This window comes from Kocuria sp. HSID16901 (assembly GCF_003989425.1).
Lineage (GTDB): Bacteria > Actinomycetota > Actinomycetes > Actinomycetales > Micrococcaceae > Rothia > Rothia massiliensis.
Genome location: NZ_RBLM01000001.1, coordinates 192685 through 208890 on the forward strand (window position 1 = coordinate 192685; position 16206 = coordinate 208890).

The 16206-nt window shown below is 62.9% G+C and carries 18 protein-coding genes; 10 read left to right on the forward strand and 8 right to left on the reverse strand.

The annotated features are described in order from the left end of the window. The first annotated feature begins 118 nt into the window (after window positions 1–118). The 7 genes from D8M21_RS00915 to ccsB all read left to right on the forward strand — a co-directional run bounded on the left by D8M21_RS00915 (window position 119) and on the right by ccsB (window position 5715). A complete protein-coding gene (locus D8M21_RS00915; RefSeq protein ID WP_003792170.1) occupies window positions 119–217 on the forward strand; it encodes a 30S ribosomal protein bS22 in 99 nt (32 codons plus the stop codon). A gap of 82 nt (window positions 218–299) precedes the next feature. Then, on the forward strand, window positions 300–623 hold the full coding sequence (locus D8M21_RS00920; protein WP_238650910.1) for a glutaredoxin family protein: 324 nt from the start codon (window positions 300–302) through the stop codon (window positions 621–623). A 59-nt stretch (window positions 624–682) separates the two neighbouring features. Beyond that, entirely contained in the window at window positions 683–1360 is a 678-nt protein-coding gene (locus tag D8M21_RS00925; RefSeq protein ID WP_048683616.1) for a histidine phosphatase family protein, read from the forward strand. 113 nt (window positions 1361–1473) lie between these two features. After that, window positions 1474–2115, forward strand: a complete 642-nt coding sequence (locus D8M21_RS00930) for a TlpA family protein disulfide reductase (RefSeq protein WP_048683613.1) — start codon at window positions 1474–1476, stop codon at window positions 2113–2115. A 13-nt stretch (window positions 2116–2128) separates the two neighbouring features. Further along, on the forward strand, window positions 2129–2887 hold the full coding sequence (locus D8M21_RS00935) for a cytochrome c biogenesis CcdA family protein (RefSeq protein WP_048684040.1): 759 nt from the start codon (window positions 2129–2131) through the stop codon (window positions 2885–2887). Between the two features lie 55 nt (window positions 2888–2942). Continuing rightward, the gene (resB, locus tag D8M21_RS00940; protein WP_048683608.1) at window positions 2943–4568 is read left to right on the forward strand and encodes a cytochrome c biogenesis protein ResB; all 1626 of its coding nucleotides are present in this window, start codon (window positions 2943–2945) and stop codon (window positions 4566–4568) included. Window positions 4569–4635: 67 nt separating this feature from the next. After that, the gene (ccsB, locus tag D8M21_RS00945) at window positions 4636–5715 is read left to right on the forward strand and encodes a c-type cytochrome biogenesis protein CcsB (protein ID WP_048683605.1); all 1080 of its coding nucleotides are present in this window, start codon (window positions 4636–4638) and stop codon (window positions 5713–5715) included. Window positions 5716–5782: 67 nt separating this feature from the next. Here the strand turns inward: ccsB and D8M21_RS00950 are convergent, their stop codons facing one another. Then, the gene (locus tag D8M21_RS00950; protein ID WP_048683602.1) at window positions 5783–6136 is read right to left on the reverse strand and encodes a PLD nuclease N-terminal domain-containing protein; all 354 of its coding nucleotides are present in this window, start codon (window positions 6134–6136) and stop codon (window positions 5783–5785) included. A 76-nt stretch (window positions 6137–6212) separates the two neighbouring features. On the opposite strand from D8M21_RS00950, the gene D8M21_RS00955 reads away from it, so the two are divergent. After that, window positions 6213–6503: a DUF4229 domain-containing protein gene (locus tag D8M21_RS00955; protein ID WP_048683599.1), complete on the forward strand. Its 291-nt coding sequence runs from the start codon at window positions 6213–6215 to the stop codon at window positions 6501–6503. Window positions 6504–6518: 15 nt separating this feature from the next. On the opposite strand, the gene D8M21_RS00960 is transcribed toward D8M21_RS00955, so the two are convergent. The 6 genes from D8M21_RS00960 to gluQRS form a co-directional block, all read right to left on the reverse strand. Beyond that, entirely contained in the window at window positions 6519–7778 is a 1260-nt protein-coding gene (locus D8M21_RS00960) for a CynX/NimT family MFS transporter (RefSeq protein WP_048683596.1), read from the reverse strand. Continuing rightward, window positions 7778–8653: a 1,4-dihydroxy-2-naphthoate polyprenyltransferase gene (locus D8M21_RS00965; RefSeq protein ID WP_048683593.1), complete on the reverse strand. Its 876-nt coding sequence runs from the start codon at window positions 8651–8653 to the stop codon at window positions 7778–7780. Before D8M21_RS00965 ends, D8M21_RS00960 begins: the two co-directional genes overlap by 1 nt. Before the next feature lie 96 nt (window positions 8654–8749). Next, window positions 8750–9961 (reverse strand): AMP-binding protein, encoded by a 1212-nt coding sequence (locus D8M21_RS00970; protein WP_053090039.1) that lies wholly within the window; start codon window positions 9959–9961, stop codon window positions 8750–8752. 40 nt (window positions 9962–10001) lie between these two features. Further along, on the reverse strand, window positions 10002–10967 hold the full coding sequence (locus D8M21_RS00975) for a 1,4-dihydroxy-2-naphthoyl-CoA synthase (RefSeq protein WP_048683591.1): 966 nt from the start codon (window positions 10965–10967) through the stop codon (window positions 10002–10004). A 137-nt stretch (window positions 10968–11104) separates the two neighbouring features. Beyond that, window positions 11105–12061 carry an EamA family transporter gene (locus D8M21_RS00980; protein ID WP_048683588.1) on the reverse strand — a complete coding sequence of 319 codons (957 nt, stop codon included), beginning with the start codon at window positions 12059–12061 and terminating at the stop codon, window positions 11105–11107. After that, window positions 12048–13016 (reverse strand): tRNA glutamyl-Q(34) synthetase GluQRS, encoded by a 969-nt coding sequence (gene gluQRS, locus D8M21_RS00985; RefSeq protein ID WP_048683584.1) that lies wholly within the window; start codon window positions 13014–13016, stop codon window positions 12048–12050. The genes D8M21_RS00980 and gluQRS overlap by 14 nt, the downstream gene beginning before the upstream one ends. Window positions 13017–13117: 101 nt before the next feature. Between gluQRS and D8M21_RS00990 the strand changes: the two genes are divergently transcribed. Further along, window positions 13118–14023 carry an MBL fold metallo-hydrolase gene (locus tag D8M21_RS00990; protein WP_048684037.1) on the forward strand — a complete coding sequence of 302 codons (906 nt, stop codon included), beginning with the start codon at window positions 13118–13120 and terminating at the stop codon, window positions 14021–14023. A gap of 79 nt (window positions 14024–14102) precedes the next feature. On the opposite strand, the gene D8M21_RS00995 is transcribed toward D8M21_RS00990, so the two are convergent. Continuing rightward, entirely contained in the window at window positions 14103–15047 is a 945-nt protein-coding gene (locus tag D8M21_RS00995) for a phosphatase PAP2 family protein (RefSeq protein ID WP_048683579.1), read from the reverse strand. Between the two features lie 151 nt (window positions 15048–15198). On the opposite strand from D8M21_RS00995, the gene D8M21_RS01000 reads away from it, so the two are divergent. Beyond that, a complete protein-coding gene (locus D8M21_RS01000) occupies window positions 15199–16203 on the forward strand; it encodes an o-succinylbenzoate synthase (protein WP_048684035.1) in 1005 nt (334 codons plus the stop codon). Window positions 16204–16206: the final 3 nt, after the last annotated feature.

Consider the following 16206-nt stretch of genomic DNA (forward strand, 5'->3'; position numbering starts at 1 on the left):
AACGTTTTGACAGCAAGCCTCCGCCGTCCTCGGCTCGGGGGACAAGGACGCCACCCGGTGGCTTTGCCGCGCACCTGCGCACTTGCCACCGACGTACGACTATCAAGGTAGGGATCCTATGGGTTCAGTTATTAAGAAGCGCCGCAAGCGCATGGCGAAGAAGAAGCACCGTAAGCTGCTTCGCAAGACCCGCCACCAGCGTCGCAACAAGAAGTAGTCGCTTCTTGTCTTGAGCATTCTCGGCCGTCACCTCGCAACGCGAGGGGCGGCCGAATGCGTACCCCGCCCGAATCAGGGCGATGTCCACGAATGGAGGATTCATGGAGGCCCATGATTCGGCGAACGGTCCCGGGAGAAAGCCCACGGTTGAACTGCTCACCTCGCCCGGATGTCATCTGTGTGATCAAGCCCGTATCGACCTGGCTTCGGTGACGGACCCTTTGGGGATTACCGTCCATGAAATCAATGTCGAGGACCATCTTGACCTGTTGAAGCAACACGCCGAGGAAATTCCGGTGGTTCGTATCGACGGGGTTCCCCGCGACTTTTGGCGCGTGGACACGGTGAGAATTTCCCGAATTCTGCGCGGCATTCTGGAAGGGCATGATCCCGAAGAAGGGTGATCTGCCTCAAGGAGCCTGCCCGAATGGCCGGTCCGACGCGGATCTGAAAGACTAGCCCCATGTCTCACAGCGCTACCGTTCACCTTCTGCGTCACGGCGAAGTCCACAACCCGGATCGGATCGTCTACGGCCGCCTCCCAGAGTTCCATCTCTCCGAGGCGGGACACCGGATGGCCGAACTAGCCGCCCGTGAATTCGAGCGGCGGGCATCCCGAGGGGCCCGTTTTTCATACCTGGCGGCTTCGCCTCTGACTCGTACGCAAGAAACCGCCGCGCCGGTGTCGAAGGCCTTGGGCCTACCGGTCGTTCTGGACGAGCGCGTCATCGAGGCCGGGAACTACTTTGAAGGCATGCACGTGAACAGGGACGAGCTTCTGCGTCATCCCCGGCACTGGAGGTATATGACGAATCCGCTCCGGCCCTCGTGGGGAGAGCCATACCGGGAACAGGTCGCGCGCATGGCCGAGGCGATCAAGGACGCCGCGGTGCAGGCTGTGAAGCGAGGCGGCGACGGCGCTGAAGCCATCGTCGTCTCGCACCAACTTCCGATTTGGATGGCTCGCACGAGCGTCGAGGGCCGTGCCCTTCCGCACGATCCCCGAACGCGGCAGTGCAACCTAGCTTCGGTGACATCGTTGACCTTCGACGATATCTCAGCACCGGGGGCGCCCCGCGTCACGTATGCCGAGCCCGCCGCGGAATTGTATCCAGGGGTCATTCAGCTTCCGGGATCATAATTGAGGGATGCGTTGAGCCTGCGGCAGGCGGGCATCAGCGACCCCATACTCGAGGCGGACTTCTTTCGCCGCCCGTCAGAACATCGTCACGTCGTCCTTCGCAGAGAGAAACCATGCCCCGTTCTTCACACCGCCCCATGACCCGACGCGGTCTGTTTTCGGTCGCCGCGGTCGCAGGGCTGGTGGCCGTGACCGGTTGTTCGAGTAAGGACAATTCCGACCTGTCGGATCAGGCAAATTCCGCCGACGGCAAGGGCTTCATTTCGGGCGACGGATCGGTGACCGAGTTCAGCAAGGCCCAACGAGGCAAGCCGGTGGACTTTGAGGGCAAACTCTTCGGCGGCGAATCCCTGACCGGAGCACAACTTCGTGGGAAACCGAGCCTGCTCAATTTCTGGTACGCAGGCTGTGCCCCGTGCCGGGCGGAGGCTCCGCACCTGCAAAAGCTCTTCACGGAGTTCGGCGAGAAAGTGAACTTCTACGGCATCAACTTGCGAGATGAGCAGGGAACGGCCGAAGCCTTCGAGCGGACCTTCGGGATCGGTTATCGATCCGTCGAGGACCGTTCCGGCGGGGTGCTGATGGCCTTGTCCCAGTACGTCCCTGCGCAGGCAGTGCCGACCACGCTCGTCTTGGACTCCGAAGGTCGGGTCGCCGCCCGTATCCTCGGCCAGATTGACGAGTCTGTGGTCCGGACCTTGGTGCAAGACCAGATCGATGGCAAGGACGCCACTAACCCCTCGAAAGGTTCGTAGGTCCATCGTGCTTCTGGCTGCCGAATCGTCCTTTGGATCCGTGGTATTGGAGGGCTCTTTGTGGGCCTCCATACCGCTGGCAGCGCTGGCCGGCCTGATTTCGTTTGCGTCCCCCTGCGTCTTGCCTCTCGTGCCGGGTTATCTGGCGTATGTCACCGGCCTCACGGGGAGCGACCTGCAACGACGACGTCGCGGGCGGATGTTCGCGGGTACCGGTCTGTTCATTCTGGGTTTCTCCCTCGTCTTCGTGATCATGTCCGTGGTCCTGGCCCAGGTCGGAGCCGCACCGTGGGTGCGAAGCCAGACGTGGCTACAGGTGGTGCTCGGCCTCCTGGTGATCGTTCTGGGCATCGTCTTCATGGGTGGATTTTCCTGGTTCCAACGAGACCGCAAGATTCATTCGAAACCTCCGGCGGGCTTGTGGGGGGCGCCTATCCTCGGGATCACCTTTGGCCTGGGGTGGGCACCGTGCATTGGTCCGACGTTCGCCGCGGTGCAGGCCTTGGTGTTCATCGAAGGGCCGAATAGCCTCAAAGCAATCGTGCTCACCGTGGCCTATTGCCTTGGACTGGGGATACCGTTTCTCCTGATCGCCCTGGGATTCAGGCGTTCGGCAGAAATGTTCGCGTTCCTGAAGAGGCATCGCAGGTCCCTTCAGATCATCGGCGGTGTGGCCCTCGTCCTGGTGGGAATCTTGATGGCCACAGGACTGTGGAGTTCGATGATGTCGTGGCTACAGGGAGTCACTCCCGGCTACGAGCTTCCGGTGTGATCGGCGTGCACCACCAGAGCACAACGGCAGAAACCCGCTACCGAAATTGGATGGCATGAGTAAACAGAAGAAAGCGGCCAAGAAGGACGCCCCGGCGCTCGGGCCTATCGGCATGATCCGATGGGCGTGGACGCAGCTGACCAAGATGAACACGGCGCTGTTCTTGCTGCTTCTGCTCGCCGTCGCCGCGGTTCCGGGGTCGATGTTTCCGCAAAATATCCAGGACCCGCAAAAGGTCCAGGAATACATGGACTCCCACAAGACTTGGGGCCCAATCGCTGAAAAACTCCAGCTTTTCGATGTCTTTTCCTCGGCATGGTTTTCGGCGATCTACCTGCTGCTGTTCATTTCCCTGATTGGTTGTGTGATTCCGCGGGCCATCAAGCATGCCAAGGCCTACGGAGCTAAACCGCCGCGCACGCCCCGGAATTTGGGACGGCTGCCGCAGCATCGCACGCTCACCATTCCGGTGGATTCGGTCGAGGGCGGGCTGACCGCAGATGGCGCCGTCGGAACGGCCCAAAAGATTCTGAAAAAACGCCACTACCGCACGGAACTGCGGGAGGACGCCTCCACTCCGAGCGTCGGAGCCGAACGCGGCTATTTCCGCGAGATCGGAAACTTGGTGTTCCATACTGCGATGATCGGTGTTTTGGTCGGTGTCGCCGTGGGTGGTCAGTTTGGCTATAGCGGTCAGAAGATCGTGGTGGAAGGCGAATCTCACGTCAATACGCTCGTCAGCTACGACCAGTTCAAACCCGGCACCAACTACAACCCGGACTGGCTCCGCAATTTCTCGGTGACCCTCGACAAACTGAACGTCACCTACGATCGAGACAAGACTTCCTCGACCTATGGCCAAGACTTGGGGTACGACGCCCAGATGACGGTCAAGGATTCTCCTGAGGCGGAGCCCCACAAGGAGTCTCTCAAGGTCAACGAGCCGCTCAATGTAGACGGCAGCAACGTATACCTTTCCGGCAATGGCTATGCGCCGGTCGTCAAGGTCACCGACGGCACCGGCAAAGTCTCGTACGAGGGCCCCGTCGTCACCTTGCCCACGGATAAGGTCTTTACCTCCTCGATGGTGCTTAAGGTGCCGGACGCGTCCCCCGATCAGCTCGGCTTCGTCGGCATGTTCCTGCCGACCGCCGTGATTCAGTCCGGACAGATGCCGCACTCGGTCGACGCGGCACCGGCCAACCCGGCGTTGGTCCTGTCCTCCTATTACGGAGACTTGGGCCTCGATAAAGGCACGCCACAGAACGTGTACGTGCTGGACACCAACAAATTGCACGAATTGAATTCGATGAAGTCGGATCACGGCGGCATCGTGCTCACCGAGGAAAACAACACGTATCAATTGCCCGACGGCAAGGGGAGCATTCAGTTCGAGGGCGTCAAGCGCTACGCGGGCCTGGACATTCACTACGATCCGGGCAAGCCGGTGGTTTTGGTCTCCTTCCTCTTGGCCTTCGCCGGCTTGATCGTGTCCCTCTTCGTGGCCCGACGTCGCGTGTGGGTCAAGGCCCACGAAACCGTGCTCGACGGCGGTCAGCGAGCCGTGGTCGTCGAATACGGGCTCTTGGCGCGCGGCGAAGACCCCCGCATCGCCATGGAAGCAGACAAACTGACCGATCTCTTCGCCCAGGAATGGGGATTAGAATTCAACGAAGCGTAATTTTCTCGCATCGGGCCAGGCCGTCGCACATGCGGCGACCCGCAATCAGTAGCCCAGAAAGGGAAGCATGAGCATCAACGAGAACCTGGGCCAGTGGAGTGAGGCATTCATGCTTCTGGCCGCGGTGATCTACCTCGTCTCCTTCGTGTCCTTCACGTGGGATCTGGCGACGAATTCACGAGCAACACGTCGAGCCGAGGCAGCTGCTGAGGTGAATGAGCGCGAGCCCGTTCTGGCCGGAGTTGCGGGGGCCGAGTCCAAGGGCGGCTCATCAGCCATTCACGTGGAAGGTGGCGGCGGCGGAAGTCGAGGGCGGGCCTATACGGCGAGCACCCGCGCCAAGCTGTCGGACCATGTCGCGGACGATTCCATGGGGTACACCGGGCAGCGCCGTCCCGCGGCCAAGGTCGCCGTCGCCGTCATGATCATCGCGTGTCTCGTGCACGTCATCGGCGTCGTCACGCGTGGCCTGGCCGCCGGTCGTGTGCCGTGGGGCAATATGTACGAGTTCTGCACCACAGGCGCGTTGGTGGTCTCCGTGGTCTTCCTGGTGTCGTTGGTTTTCCGTGACCTGCGATTCGTGGGCGCTCTGGTGACGGGCCTTGCGCTGATCATGATGGTGGCCGCGACCATCGGATTCCCCACGCCGGTGGGCCACCTCAAGCCGGCCTTGCAGTCCTACTGGCTCGTGATCCACGTATCCGTGGCCGTGATGGCTTCCGGTGTCTTCACGCTGACCTTCGCCATGGCTGTTCTGCAACTCATCCAGTCGCGCCGAGAGAAGAAGCTCATCGAAGGAGAAAAAGCTGGCCTGGGCTTCATGAGGCTCGTGCCCTCCTCGCAAGCCTTGGAGAACTTCGCCTTCCGTCTCAACACCGTGGGCTTCGTCATGTGGACGTTCACCCTGGCGATGGGCGCGATTTGGGCCAATAAAGCCTGGGGACGCTACTGGGGCTGGGACACCAAAGAAGTCTGGACCTTCGTGATTTGGGTGGTCTACGCGGCTTACCTGCACGCTCGCGCGACGCGTGGCTGGACCGGACCGCGTTCGGCATGGCTGTCGATCATCGGCTACGGCTGCATCATCTTCAACTTCACCGCCGTCAACGTGGTGTTCAACGGGCTGCACTCCTACTCGGGACTCTAAGAGCCTCACCACGACGAAGCCCCCGGAGTTCTCTCGAACCCGGGGGCTTCGTCGTACTCCGACGAGGCTATTCGTCGTCGGCGTCTCGGCGACGTTCTTCATTCCGCCGACGTTCCTCGTCTTTGCGGCGTCGTTCAGACTGTTGGCGAAGGAACCGAAGGTAATTCTCGTCGTCGTCGGGGGCCGAAGCCGACGGCGCTTGTCGCGTGGAGCCGCGACCCCGTGAAGAGGCCTCGCGGCGGTACCCAAAGGCCAGCCATAGACCGGGGCCGACGACCGGCAGCAACAACACCACGATGAACCAGGCCCATGGGGGTAAAGCGAGGATCCGATGTTTCTCGGTCCTGCCGATATCCAACAACGCGTAGATGGTCATGCCGACGACGACGGCCGCCGCGACGATGATCAGGACTGCTCTCATGCAACCAGTTTACCGAGGTGCACCCGCTGGGAAGCATCGAGCGGACTGCCAGGTCAGACGGGTAGACTTGAGGACCGTGAAGTTCTTGTACTACTCGCTCGTCCGACTCGCCATCATGGTCATAGTCTTCGTCGTGTGCGCGCTGTTGCATACGGGATTGGTCCTTGCGGCGGTCTTTGCCATTTTGATCGGTTTCGCCGTGGGGTACCTGGCTTTCCCGAAGCTGCACGCCGCCGCCACACGGGACCTCATGCGCGCTTGGTCGTCCCTCCGCGGCCGGAAGAAAACCACCGCTCAGGACGAGACCGCTGCCGACGAGGACGAATACGTCGAAGAGCAGCTGCGCCGCGAAGGCCGTGACGTTTAGCTCTCCGAGCCGCGGTTAGGCCTCCGCACCAATTTTTCGATCACGGCCGGCCAGGATGCCCGCGATGAAGTGCACCACGGTGAGGCCCAACATCACGAAGAGCACCGGGGCCCAGCCGCCGAGTAGATCGGCGAACCAGCCGGCCAGCAGGGGGCCGAGGGCGGCCATGAGGTAACCCAGGCACTGCGCCATCCCCGAGAGCTTCATCGTTTGGGCGTAGCTATTGGTGCGGTACCCAATCATGGTCAGCGCGAGGGAGAAGCTACCCCCACATCCAATGCCGATGAAGCTGGCCCACAAGATGGCGGCTTGAGGTGCGACGAGGGCGCCGCCCACCGCCACGACGAGGAATCCCGCCAGGATCATGGCAAGCCAGCTCTGTGAGGGCTTGGAACCGGCAAAGAAACTCACGCTGAGATTGCCCAAAATGCCCACGATCTGCATCACGAACAGATGCAGACCAGACTCCGCGGCCGTGAAGCCCTGCGTTGCCTCGATCGTTGGGAGCCAGTTGGCCGCCGTATAGAACATCAATGATTGCAAGCCCATGAACACCGTGACCTGCCAGGCAATCGGCGTCTTCCAGAGGGAGACCTGCCGAGATGCGGAAGGCTCCACGGGAGACGGAATCGTTGGCATCGCCCCGGTGACCGCTTTCAGAACCGACCCCGAACGCTCGAATTCGGCCCGGCGCGCACGACGGGTGAGAAAAGCCCACCAGATGGCACAGACGATGGGGACAATCGCCCACAGTGCTAGGGCCGTCCGCCACCCGCCCGGTAATGCATGGGAAAGCGGTGCGGTGAAGCCCGAAGCCGTGGCCGCGCCCGTCGAGAGCACCGCGGTATACAGTCCGGTCATCAGCGCCACATGACGTGAAAAGTCCCTCTTGACGATCACCGGGACCAACACATTGCCGATGGCGATTCCGACGCCGACCAGCAACGTGCCGAGCCACAAAAGAACCGCACCCGGAGTGGAGCGCAGCAGAATGCCGATGCTCAGAATCACGAGCGCAACGAGGACCACGCGTTCGATGCCAATACGTTGGGCCGGCAGCGAGACCACCGGAGACAGGACGGCGAACGCCAGCAGGGGGAGCGCCCCAATCAGCCCGAGGCCCCCGGCACCTAGCCCTGTGTCGTGGCCAATCTCGTGGAGAACCGGACCGATCGTGGTGAGAGCCGGACGCAAGCACGAGGCAATCAGCAAGACAACGACGCACCAGGCCACGCTGACCCGGCGTGAGGACGAGGGCGAGGTGGGCGAGGTCATCAGGCTCCTAGGATCGACGCGACGAGCAATAGTACGGAGAACAATACGCTGAGAATCCCGGTGTGCTTCAACACGGGAATCAGGGCGCGAAGGTCCTGAGCCGTGAGAACGGTGCGGACCGCGGGAACGGCAAACGGAAGGGCCAGGAAGACCAGAAGGTTCCAGGAATTCTCCGGAACCGTGAAGAGCATCAGGGCGAAGGCCAGAACGATCTCGACGGCGTAGGCCAACCGGGCGCGGGGAGCGCCGAGACGCACCGCCAATGTTTTCTTGCCGGCGTCGGTATCGGTGGGAACATCCCGGAGATTATTCGCCATCAAGAGGGCACAGGCGATCAATCCGAGGGCGATCGCGGCACACACCGACGTTGTGGAGAACCGGGACGCCTGAGAGAAGGTCGTTCCCAGGGTTGCGACCAGTCCGAAATACAGGAAGACGAAGAGGTCGCCGAGGCCTATATAGCCGTAAGGATGCTTGCCGCCCGTGTATCCCCACGCGGCGAAGACCGCTGAGAGCCCCACGACGAGGAACCACCACTGATGCGTGGCCAGTACCAAAATCACGCCGGCCACCATGGCGGCGCCGAAGCATCCGAAGGCCGCGAATTTCACGTGGTGGGCGGGCGCCGCTCCGGAGCCGGTGAGGCGTAGGGGACCGACGCGGGCGTCGTCCGTCCCCTTGATTCCGTCGGAGTAGTCATTCGCGTAGTTCACGCCGATTTGAAGGAAAAGCGCCACCAGCAAGGCAAGAAGGGCTGGAAGCGGTCGGAAGTCCCTCATCTGGACCGCAGCGGCAGTTCCCGCGATCACGGGGGAGACGGCCAACGGTAGGGTGCGAAGACGAGCGCCTTCGACCCACTGTCCGACGGTTGCCACGGAGGCTCCTCTCGATGTTCTGGGCACGATCCCGCCCAGAGAAAAGATGTGGATGGAAAGTTCATTGTCTCACGGGCCCTGGCCCGAGAGTCGTCGTTACGTCCCGAGGCTCTCGTCCGACAAGGCACGACGAGCCGCCCCGGCGTCGGGCTTTCCCGTGCTGGTTTGCGGCAGGTGGTCTACTACGAGGATGCGCTTGGGGACGGCTGCGGGACCGAGGTTCTCCCGGACATTCGCGCCGAGAGCCTCCAGCTCAGGCTTCCGGCCCGGAGCGCGCGAAACGAGGGCGCGAATTTCCTGTCCCCACCGCTGACTGGGGAGAGCGACGACCAATGCCTCACGTACGTCCCGATCCCGCTCCAATTCCGCGGCCACAGCACGTGCCGAAACCTTGATTCCGCCGGTGATCACGACGTCGTCCGCGCGGCCCGCGACGGTCAACCGTCCTTGTGCGTCGACCTCTCCGAGGTCATCCGTGCGATACCAGGTGTGTCCGTCGGCGTCGTGCCGGAACGCGCTCGCGGTCCTCTCGGGATCACCCAGATATCCCGACGCCAGCGTGGGCCCCCCGAGCCAGATCCTGCCGAGGCCGCCCTCTGCGGAAGGTTGTATGGCAATGCGGGTTCCGGGGAGGGCTTGCGCATCGTAGACGCAACCTCCGGCGGTCTCGGCGCTGCCGTACGTGAGGACCAGGGGAATGCCCTCTACCCGACAACGCGCCAGTAGATCCGCCGACGCCGGGGCGCCGCCGAGGAGTATCGCGTTGAATCCCCGCAGCACCTCGAGGAGCTCGTCTTGTGGCACGCTTCCCGCATCGGCGTCTTCCAGCAGGGTATGAACTTGCGTCGGGACCAACGAGGTCATGCGGTGACGACCGGTGAGCTTCTCGGCGGCTCGGAGGAAATCGGCGGCCCCGAAACTGACGTCGCTGGAAATCGAGGCCGTGTGGATGGGGGAGGTCCCCGCGATGACGGAGCGCGCGATGACTTGGGCACCCGCCACATAATGCACGGGGAGGGCCAAGAGCCACTGCGCACCGCCGTCCGTTCCCGTGGCGGCCTCGGTGGCTAGTCCCGAAGCCCGCAGGGCGCGCGCGGTCAGAACGGTGCGTTTGGGCCGGCCGGTGGAACCTGAGGTCGAGACGACGAGCACGGGGGTTTCCTCACCCCGTCGCGTCTCCCGGGAGAGCCATCCGGAGAGATTCCGGTGGAGCTCGACGGGTGTGACCGAACCGGGGCCGTCGAGGAATGTGGCGGTCTCGGGAACGGAACTCGGGCTGGGCAATGGGGTCAACGCAGTGAAATCCATGAGACTTCCAGACTAGACTCGGGCCGTCCGTGCCAACCGATCAGTAGTAATACGGATACTGCGACCAGTCCGGATCGCGTTTGCCGAGGAAGGCATCGCGACCCTCGACCGCCTCGTCGGTCATGTACCCCATGCGGGTTGCTTCTCCCGCAAAGACCTGTTGCCCCACCATTCCGTCGTCGGGCAGGTTAAAGGCAAATTTGAGCATGCGGATCGCTTGTGGGGATTGCCGAGCTATGGCCGCGGCATAGTCCAGCGCGGTTTCCTCCAAGCGCTCGTGGGCCACAACCTCGTTGACCGCTCCCATCTGATACATCCGTTCGGCGTCGTATTCTCGGGCGAGGAAGAAGATTTCCCGTGCGGCCTTTTGCCCCACCTGGCGGGCGAGCAAGGCCGAGCCATACCCCGCGTCGAAGGAACCGACCGTGGCATCCGTCTGCTTGAATTTGCCGAATTCCCGGGAAGCGATCGTCAGGTCGCACACGACGTGGAGGGAATGGCCACCGCCTGCGGCCCAGCCGGATACGACCGCGATCACGACCTTCGGCATCGTCCGGATCAGGCGCTGTACCTCCAGGATGTGGAGGCGTCCCGCGCGCCCGGGGTCGATGGAATCGGCGTTCTCGCCATCGGCGTAGTGGTAACCGTCGCGGCCGCGAATGCGCTGGTCGCCGCCTGAGCAGAAGGCCCAACCGCCGTCTTTGGCCGAGGGGCCGTTGCCGGTGAGCAGCACGGTCCCGACGTCGCTGGTCATGCGGGCGTGGTCGAGCGCGCGGTACAGCTCATCCACCGTGCCCGGACGGAAGGCGTTGCGGACCTCGGGTCGGTCGAAAGCGATGCGAACGCAAGGGAGGTCACGGATCGGACGCCCGGAGGCATCCCGCTCGACCTGCCGGTGGTACGTGATGTCCTGAAAATCCTCGAAACCTTCGACGGACCGCCAGCGGTGAGGATCGAAAATGTCGGACACGGACGGGGGCAGGGGAGAATTCTCGAAAGTGCTCATCGTCTCGATCTTAGCCTCGATGTCATTTCCACGTCGCCGGTGCTATGGACCCTTCGAACTCACACAAGATGCCCTCGCCCGATTGCTGAGTGGCCCACGACGTCGCCGCCCCAGCCACGAGTGAGCTAAGAAGCGAATTAGTGCCCGTTGTCGCGTCGATTGACCTGAGGGATTCCCGAGGTTCGAATGAGCTTCAGGGCCTCCGTGTGAGTCGCGATGGCCGCCGCCGAGCGGTTTGCACGCCAGGTCACGGCGGCCCCGGAGATCACGATCAAAGCGATGCCCACATACGCCTCCGTGGTGAGCAACTGACCGAGCAACCCAAGTCCCACCAGGGAAGAGACCACCGGGTCCATCGAGAAGAAGACTCCCACGGTGGCCGGGCTCGTGAGGGAGACCGCCATGGCGTCGCAGGAGAAAGCGAGAGCCAGGCCCACGGCGCCGATGAAAATCGCGATACCCCAGTCGCCCATCGTCATGTGTGGCACGGCCATTGCCGTGGCCGGGGACCACAGAATGGCACCGACCGCAATCGAGACCGCCAGCCCACGAATCCCGGAGCTGGCTTCGGTTCCGCTGCTGATCTTTCCGGACAGGATCGTGTAGCCGGCCATCGAGGCCGAGGCCAGGGCCGCGAACAGGTATCCAAGCAGGTCTGTGTCGCCGAAGGTGGGGCCGGCAATGAGGACGACGCCCGCCAAGGCCCCCATGGCAAAGAGCCCGTCCCTGAACTTTCGGACACCGATCATCGCGACCGTAAAGGCTCCGAGATATTCCACCGTGACGGCAACACCTAAGGGAATGCGCTCCACGGCGAGGTAGAAGAAGACGTTCATGAGTGAGGTCACCACGCCGTAGGACACCACCGAGATCCAGTCCGCCTTGGCAAATCGCCAGAACCGGGGACGGGCGACGAGCAACAGAACGACCGCCGCCGTGGTCATACGGAGCCCGGACACCGAGACGGGGTGAAATTTCTCGAAGAGTGTCGAGGCGACCGCCGTCGTGGTCTGAATTCCGGTCGAACCGATGAGCACGGCCAGCAGGGCGGCGGAACCCCTGCGCGACGGGGGAATGCGGCTAATGAGAGACACGGGCAAGCTCCGATGACGGATCGAGAATGGTCCAGGGTTCTAACGAGATGGCGTCTGGATCGAAAACGTCGAGCATCTGCTCGGCCGTCTCGGGCATGTGGTGCCCTGACGGAGAAGACACCGGGGGCAACGGCATGGACGCGGCGATCCTGCGGACCACGTCGGTCACGCTGAGCCCGGCGTCGCGCCATTGTTCCAGCGTGACGGCGCCATCTCGCTTGGCCAAACGCGCACCTTCGCCGTTGAGAACCAGGGGAACGTGGGCATAGTCGGGAATCGTCAGCCCCAAGAGTTCCGCGAGATACGCCTGACGTGGAGCCGAGGAGAGGAGGTCGTCTCCACGGACGACCTGATCGACCCCTTGAAAGGCGTCGTCGACCACGACCGCCAGGTTGTATGCCGCCCGACCATCGTTGCGGACCAGGACGACGTCGTCCACCGGCGCCGAATATTCTCCCGCGTAATAGTCGTTGACGGTCCAGCTGGAGGCTTCCGCACGTAACCGCAAGGCTGCGGGACGTTCTGCTGCGCGCGCCGCGCGTTCGGCAGCGGATAGTTGACGGCAGGTGCCGGGGTAGGCACCGGGGGCCCCGTGGGGTGCTGAGGACGCCTGCTGGATTTCGCGGCGCGTGCAGAAACACTCGTAGACGAGATTCTGGGCTTTCAGCTGGGCCACGGCATCCTCATAGGCTTCCGTGCGGCGTGATTGGACGAGCGGCTCTCCGTCCCAGTCGAGGCCGAGGCTCGCCAGATCGTCGAGTTGGCGTTCGGCCGAGCCTTCGCGAACGCGGTCGAGATCCTCGATACGCATCACGAAGCGGCGATTCGTCGACCGCGCGAAAAGCCACGCAAAGAGCGCGGTCCGCAGATTTCCCAGGTGAAGATCGCCCGAGGGCGACGGCGCATAACGACCGGCACCCAGCGCGGGATTCTGCGGGTGAGCTGGGATATTCATGAATCCATCGTAACCAGCGGCACGCGGCCTGATCGCGGCCAGCGGACGGGACGGAGACCAGGGTGACGTGCGTATCACCGCTGATCAAGTACCGTAGAGATATGGCTCGAACACAAGAAATTGCCGACGGTATCTACGTCATCACCACGGATGACTACCGTTTAAATACCGGTTTGATCGTGGGCGGCGAGAAGGCCATGGTCATCGACACCGGTGCCGGGCCCCGCCAAGGCGCCGAAATTTTCCGCGCCGCGCGACGGCTGACCGATCTGCCCTTCGTGGTCGTCAACACGCATGCCCACTACGATCACATCTTCGGCAACGCGGTCTTCGCAGCCGACGGAGTCACGGAGTTTTGGGCTCATCCCAACGCGGAGCGCGCGATGGAACGATACGCGGACCGTCAGCGCGGATACGTCGAGACGTTGGAACCGGAGATGGCCCATCATCAGGGCCCCAACACGGACATCATCCTCCCGACCCGCTTGCTTCCGGGAGACGGCGGGCGCGCTTCATTTACCCGTGTCGATCTCGGGGACCGCGCCGTGACCCTCTTCTACCTGGGCTTGGGCCACACAGATAACGATGTCCTCGCGGGGGTCGATGAGGTCCTCTTCACCGGCGATATCGTCGAGCAGGGTGCCGACCCGGCCTTTGACGACTCTTTCCCCGAGGTCTGGGTGCAGACCCTGGCGACCGTTGCTGGGCTGGACCGCTATCACGTCTTCGTCCCTGGGCACGGAACCCCCGTGGAGCGAACCTTCGTGCAACGCCAATCCGAGACGATGCGGGTGGCCATCGATCGCATCGCGGCGTCGACGGCTAATCCGGAGGCGGGGCCAACCACCGCGGCCATGTACAAGCTTCCTTACGACGCCGGCGTGACACGTATCCTCTTGGATCGTCTCGCTTGGCTTCAGGAGAAGGGCATCACCGGCAAGGATTACGTCTCCGACGAGCCGCCGTCGGGAGTGACCGGACCGATCACGACGGGCGAGCACGCCTAGAAGTCGCGACAAGGCGGCAGACACCGAGTGTCTGCCGCCTTGAGCATATTCACGATCATTCGACCCTGGGGCCGGTGGTTTAGTACGTCCACACCTTGGTGTAGGGGCGTTCGGCGAGAGGCTGTTTGCGCCGCAAGAGCCACACGAGCATGGCCGTGTTGATCATGCCGACGGCGAGAATCAGGCACAGACTCCCCAAGAGCGCGGCGCCCGCGAAGTGTTGGGTCGCGGAGACCGTGTAGGTGGCGACGGCACAGAAACCCAAGAAGAGCCCCGAGATGACCATGAGCGGGATAATCAGCATCCCGGTGTGGCGGGTGCTGGAGGTGTCCTGATCCTCTGCGGGAATGAAACGGAGGGTCAACAGGCCAATGGTGGTCCAGGCTCCCACCACGAAGAGTGCTGCCACGATGTCGGCGGGTCGGTGCCACTCGTTAATCACGGTGGCCACGCCGGTCACGACGCTGAAGAGGAACATCAGCAAGGACAAGAAGGGCCGCCACTTTTTCGGGGCAGCCAAGAAGAGGGCGGCACCCGCTGCCGCAGCAAATGTGGTGTGACCAGACGGCAAGGAATTCATGGTGGCTTCCTGGACACCCAAATTGGGCTTGTCCAGGATGGAGGACTTGAGCAGCTGAGTGGTGCCGTTGGCTCCCGCGGCAGTGAGCAGTCCAATCAAGGCCGGAACGAATCGATGGCGCCGAACCAGCACAATGACGATGCCGATGAGCGCGAGGACCCCAGAGATGAGCGGCAATGCATTGAGCAGTGTCACGGAGGACTGGCTGTACCGGCGAAGGTTATTGCTGACCTCGGAGAGCGCCGTTTGGTCGATCCATTGCCCCGAATAGCTGTCCAGGAAGGCCCAGATCGTCGCCCAAAGACCGGCAATCATCACGGCCAGGACAATGAGATGTTTGATGACGACCTTGGTGGTTGGCGGCTGGAACGAACTTTTCTTTCGTGCCGACGGCCAATCGCGGTCGGGGCCTTGGCCCATAGCCGGGGTTGGCTCGGTGGTCATGCGCCTGGGACCCCCTCATCTCATCGTCGGTCAACTGCTCTTTTTCGAGGATGCCAGGGAGACCTGCCCGTTTCTCGGAATTTTCCTGAATATTCCCTGGTGACCGGTGACGAGCTTCGCGTTGTGCGCCAAGACGGTGCACAGTGGGAGCATGAGCCTACCCAATTGTCCGTCCCTGGAAGAGTTGCAGGAGACGGCCGTCGTCGTATCGGTGCCGCTGAATGTTCGATTTCGTGGGGTAACCCACCGAGAAGCGTTGCTGTTTCGTGGACCTGAGGGATGGGGCGAATTCTGCCCCTTCCTTGAGTACGAAGCCCCAGAAGCCTCGCGATGGCTCGCCTGTGCGATCGAATCTGCATGGCGTCCGTTCCCGACGCCGGTGCGTGAAGAAGTTCCCGTGAACGCCACCGTCCCTGCGGTCGGGCCGGATCGTGTCGCCGAGGTGCTGGCGCGGTCCCGCGGTGTGGTGCGCGAGGTCAAGATCAAGGTCGCCGAGCGTGGGCAGAGCTTGGAGGATGATCTCGCGCGGATCGCGGCGGTTCGCAGGGTCGTTCCTGACGCCGTCGTGAAGATGGACGCGAATGGCGGTTGGGACCATGAGAGTGCGGTGGTTGCTCTTCGGGCCTTTGCGGAATTCGAACCGGCCTATGTGGAGCAACCCGTCCCCACGATTCCGGGACTGGCACGTTTGCGTGAGGCTGTAGATCGCGAAGACCTCGGAGTTCCCATCGCCGCGGATGAATCGGTTCGGAAAGAAACGGACCCGTTGCGAGTGGCCGCCGAGGGGGCCGCGGACCTCATCGTGGTCAAAGCGGCGCCCCTCGGCGGGCCGGAGAATGCCCTCCGAGTGATCCGAGAGTCTGGGTTACCGGCGGTGGTGAGCTCGGCGTTGGAGACGTCCGTTGGGATGAGCGCGGGCTTGGCGCTGGCAGCCGCTTTGCCGGAGCTGTCGCACGGGTGTGGCCTGGGCACGGCGTCGTTATTCACCGGCGATCTGGTGGAACGCCCTTTGATTCCCGAGGACGGTTTTCTCGCGGCGGTACGGACCGAACCTGATCCTGCGCGCGTTGAACGGTACGCCGTCGGTGGCGAACGGCGGGACTGGTGGATGGAGCGGCTCCGTGCCTGCTACACCGAGCTGAATGGTCGGGCCTAGCGG

What these genes read in the sequence shown, in the direction of transcription:
- D8M21_RS00975 (WP_048683591.1), bottom strand. Translation starts at nt 10,967, where the DNA reads ATGAGCACTTTCGAGAATTCTCCCCTGCCCCCGTCCGTGTCCGACATT.
- ccsB (WP_048683605.1), top strand. Translation starts at nt 4,636, where the DNA reads ATGAGCATCAACGAGAACCTGGGCCAGTGGAGTGAGGCATTCATGCTT.
- D8M21_RS00950 (WP_048683602.1), bottom strand. Translation starts at nt 6,136, where the DNA reads ATGAGAGCAGTCCTGATCATCGTCGCGGCGGCCGTCGTCGTCGGCATG.
- D8M21_RS00970 (WP_053090039.1), bottom strand. Translation starts at nt 9,961, where the DNA reads ATGGATTTCACTGCGTTGACCCCATTGCCCAGCCCGAGTTCCGTTCCC.
- D8M21_RS00925 (WP_048683616.1), top strand. Translation starts at nt 683, where the DNA reads ATGTCTCACAGCGCTACCGTTCACCTTCTGCGTCACGGCGAAGTCCAC.
- resB (WP_048683608.1), top strand. Translation starts at nt 2,943, where the DNA reads ATGAGTAAACAGAAGAAAGCGGCCAAGAAGGACGCCCCGGCGCTCGGG.
- gluQRS (WP_048683584.1), bottom strand. Translation starts at nt 13,016, where the DNA reads ATGAATATCCCAGCTCACCCGCAGAATCCCGCGCTGGGTGCCGGTCGT.
- D8M21_RS00930 (WP_048683613.1), top strand. Translation starts at nt 1,474, where the DNA reads ATGCCCCGTTCTTCACACCGCCCCATGACCCGACGCGGTCTGTTTTCG.
- D8M21_RS00995 (WP_048683579.1), bottom strand. Translation starts at nt 15,047, where the DNA reads ATGACCACCGAGCCAACCCCGGCTATGGGCCAAGGCCCCGACCGCGAT.
- D8M21_RS00990 (WP_048684037.1), top strand. Translation starts at nt 13,118, where the DNA reads ATGGCTCGAACACAAGAAATTGCCGACGGTATCTACGTCATCACCACG.
- D8M21_RS00960 (WP_048683596.1), bottom strand. Translation starts at nt 7,778, where the DNA reads ATGACCTCGCCCACCTCGCCCTCGTCCTCACGCCGGGTCAGCGTGGCC.
- D8M21_RS00915 (WP_003792170.1), top strand. Translation starts at nt 119, where the DNA reads ATGGGTTCAGTTATTAAGAAGCGCCGCAAGCGCATGGCGAAGAAGAAG.
- D8M21_RS01000 (WP_048684035.1), top strand. Translation starts at nt 15,199, where the DNA reads ATGAGCCTACCCAATTGTCCGTCCCTGGAAGAGTTGCAGGAGACGGCC.
- D8M21_RS00920 (WP_238650910.1), top strand. Translation starts at nt 300, where the DNA reads ATGTCCACGAATGGAGGATTCATGGAGGCCCATGATTCGGCGAACGGT.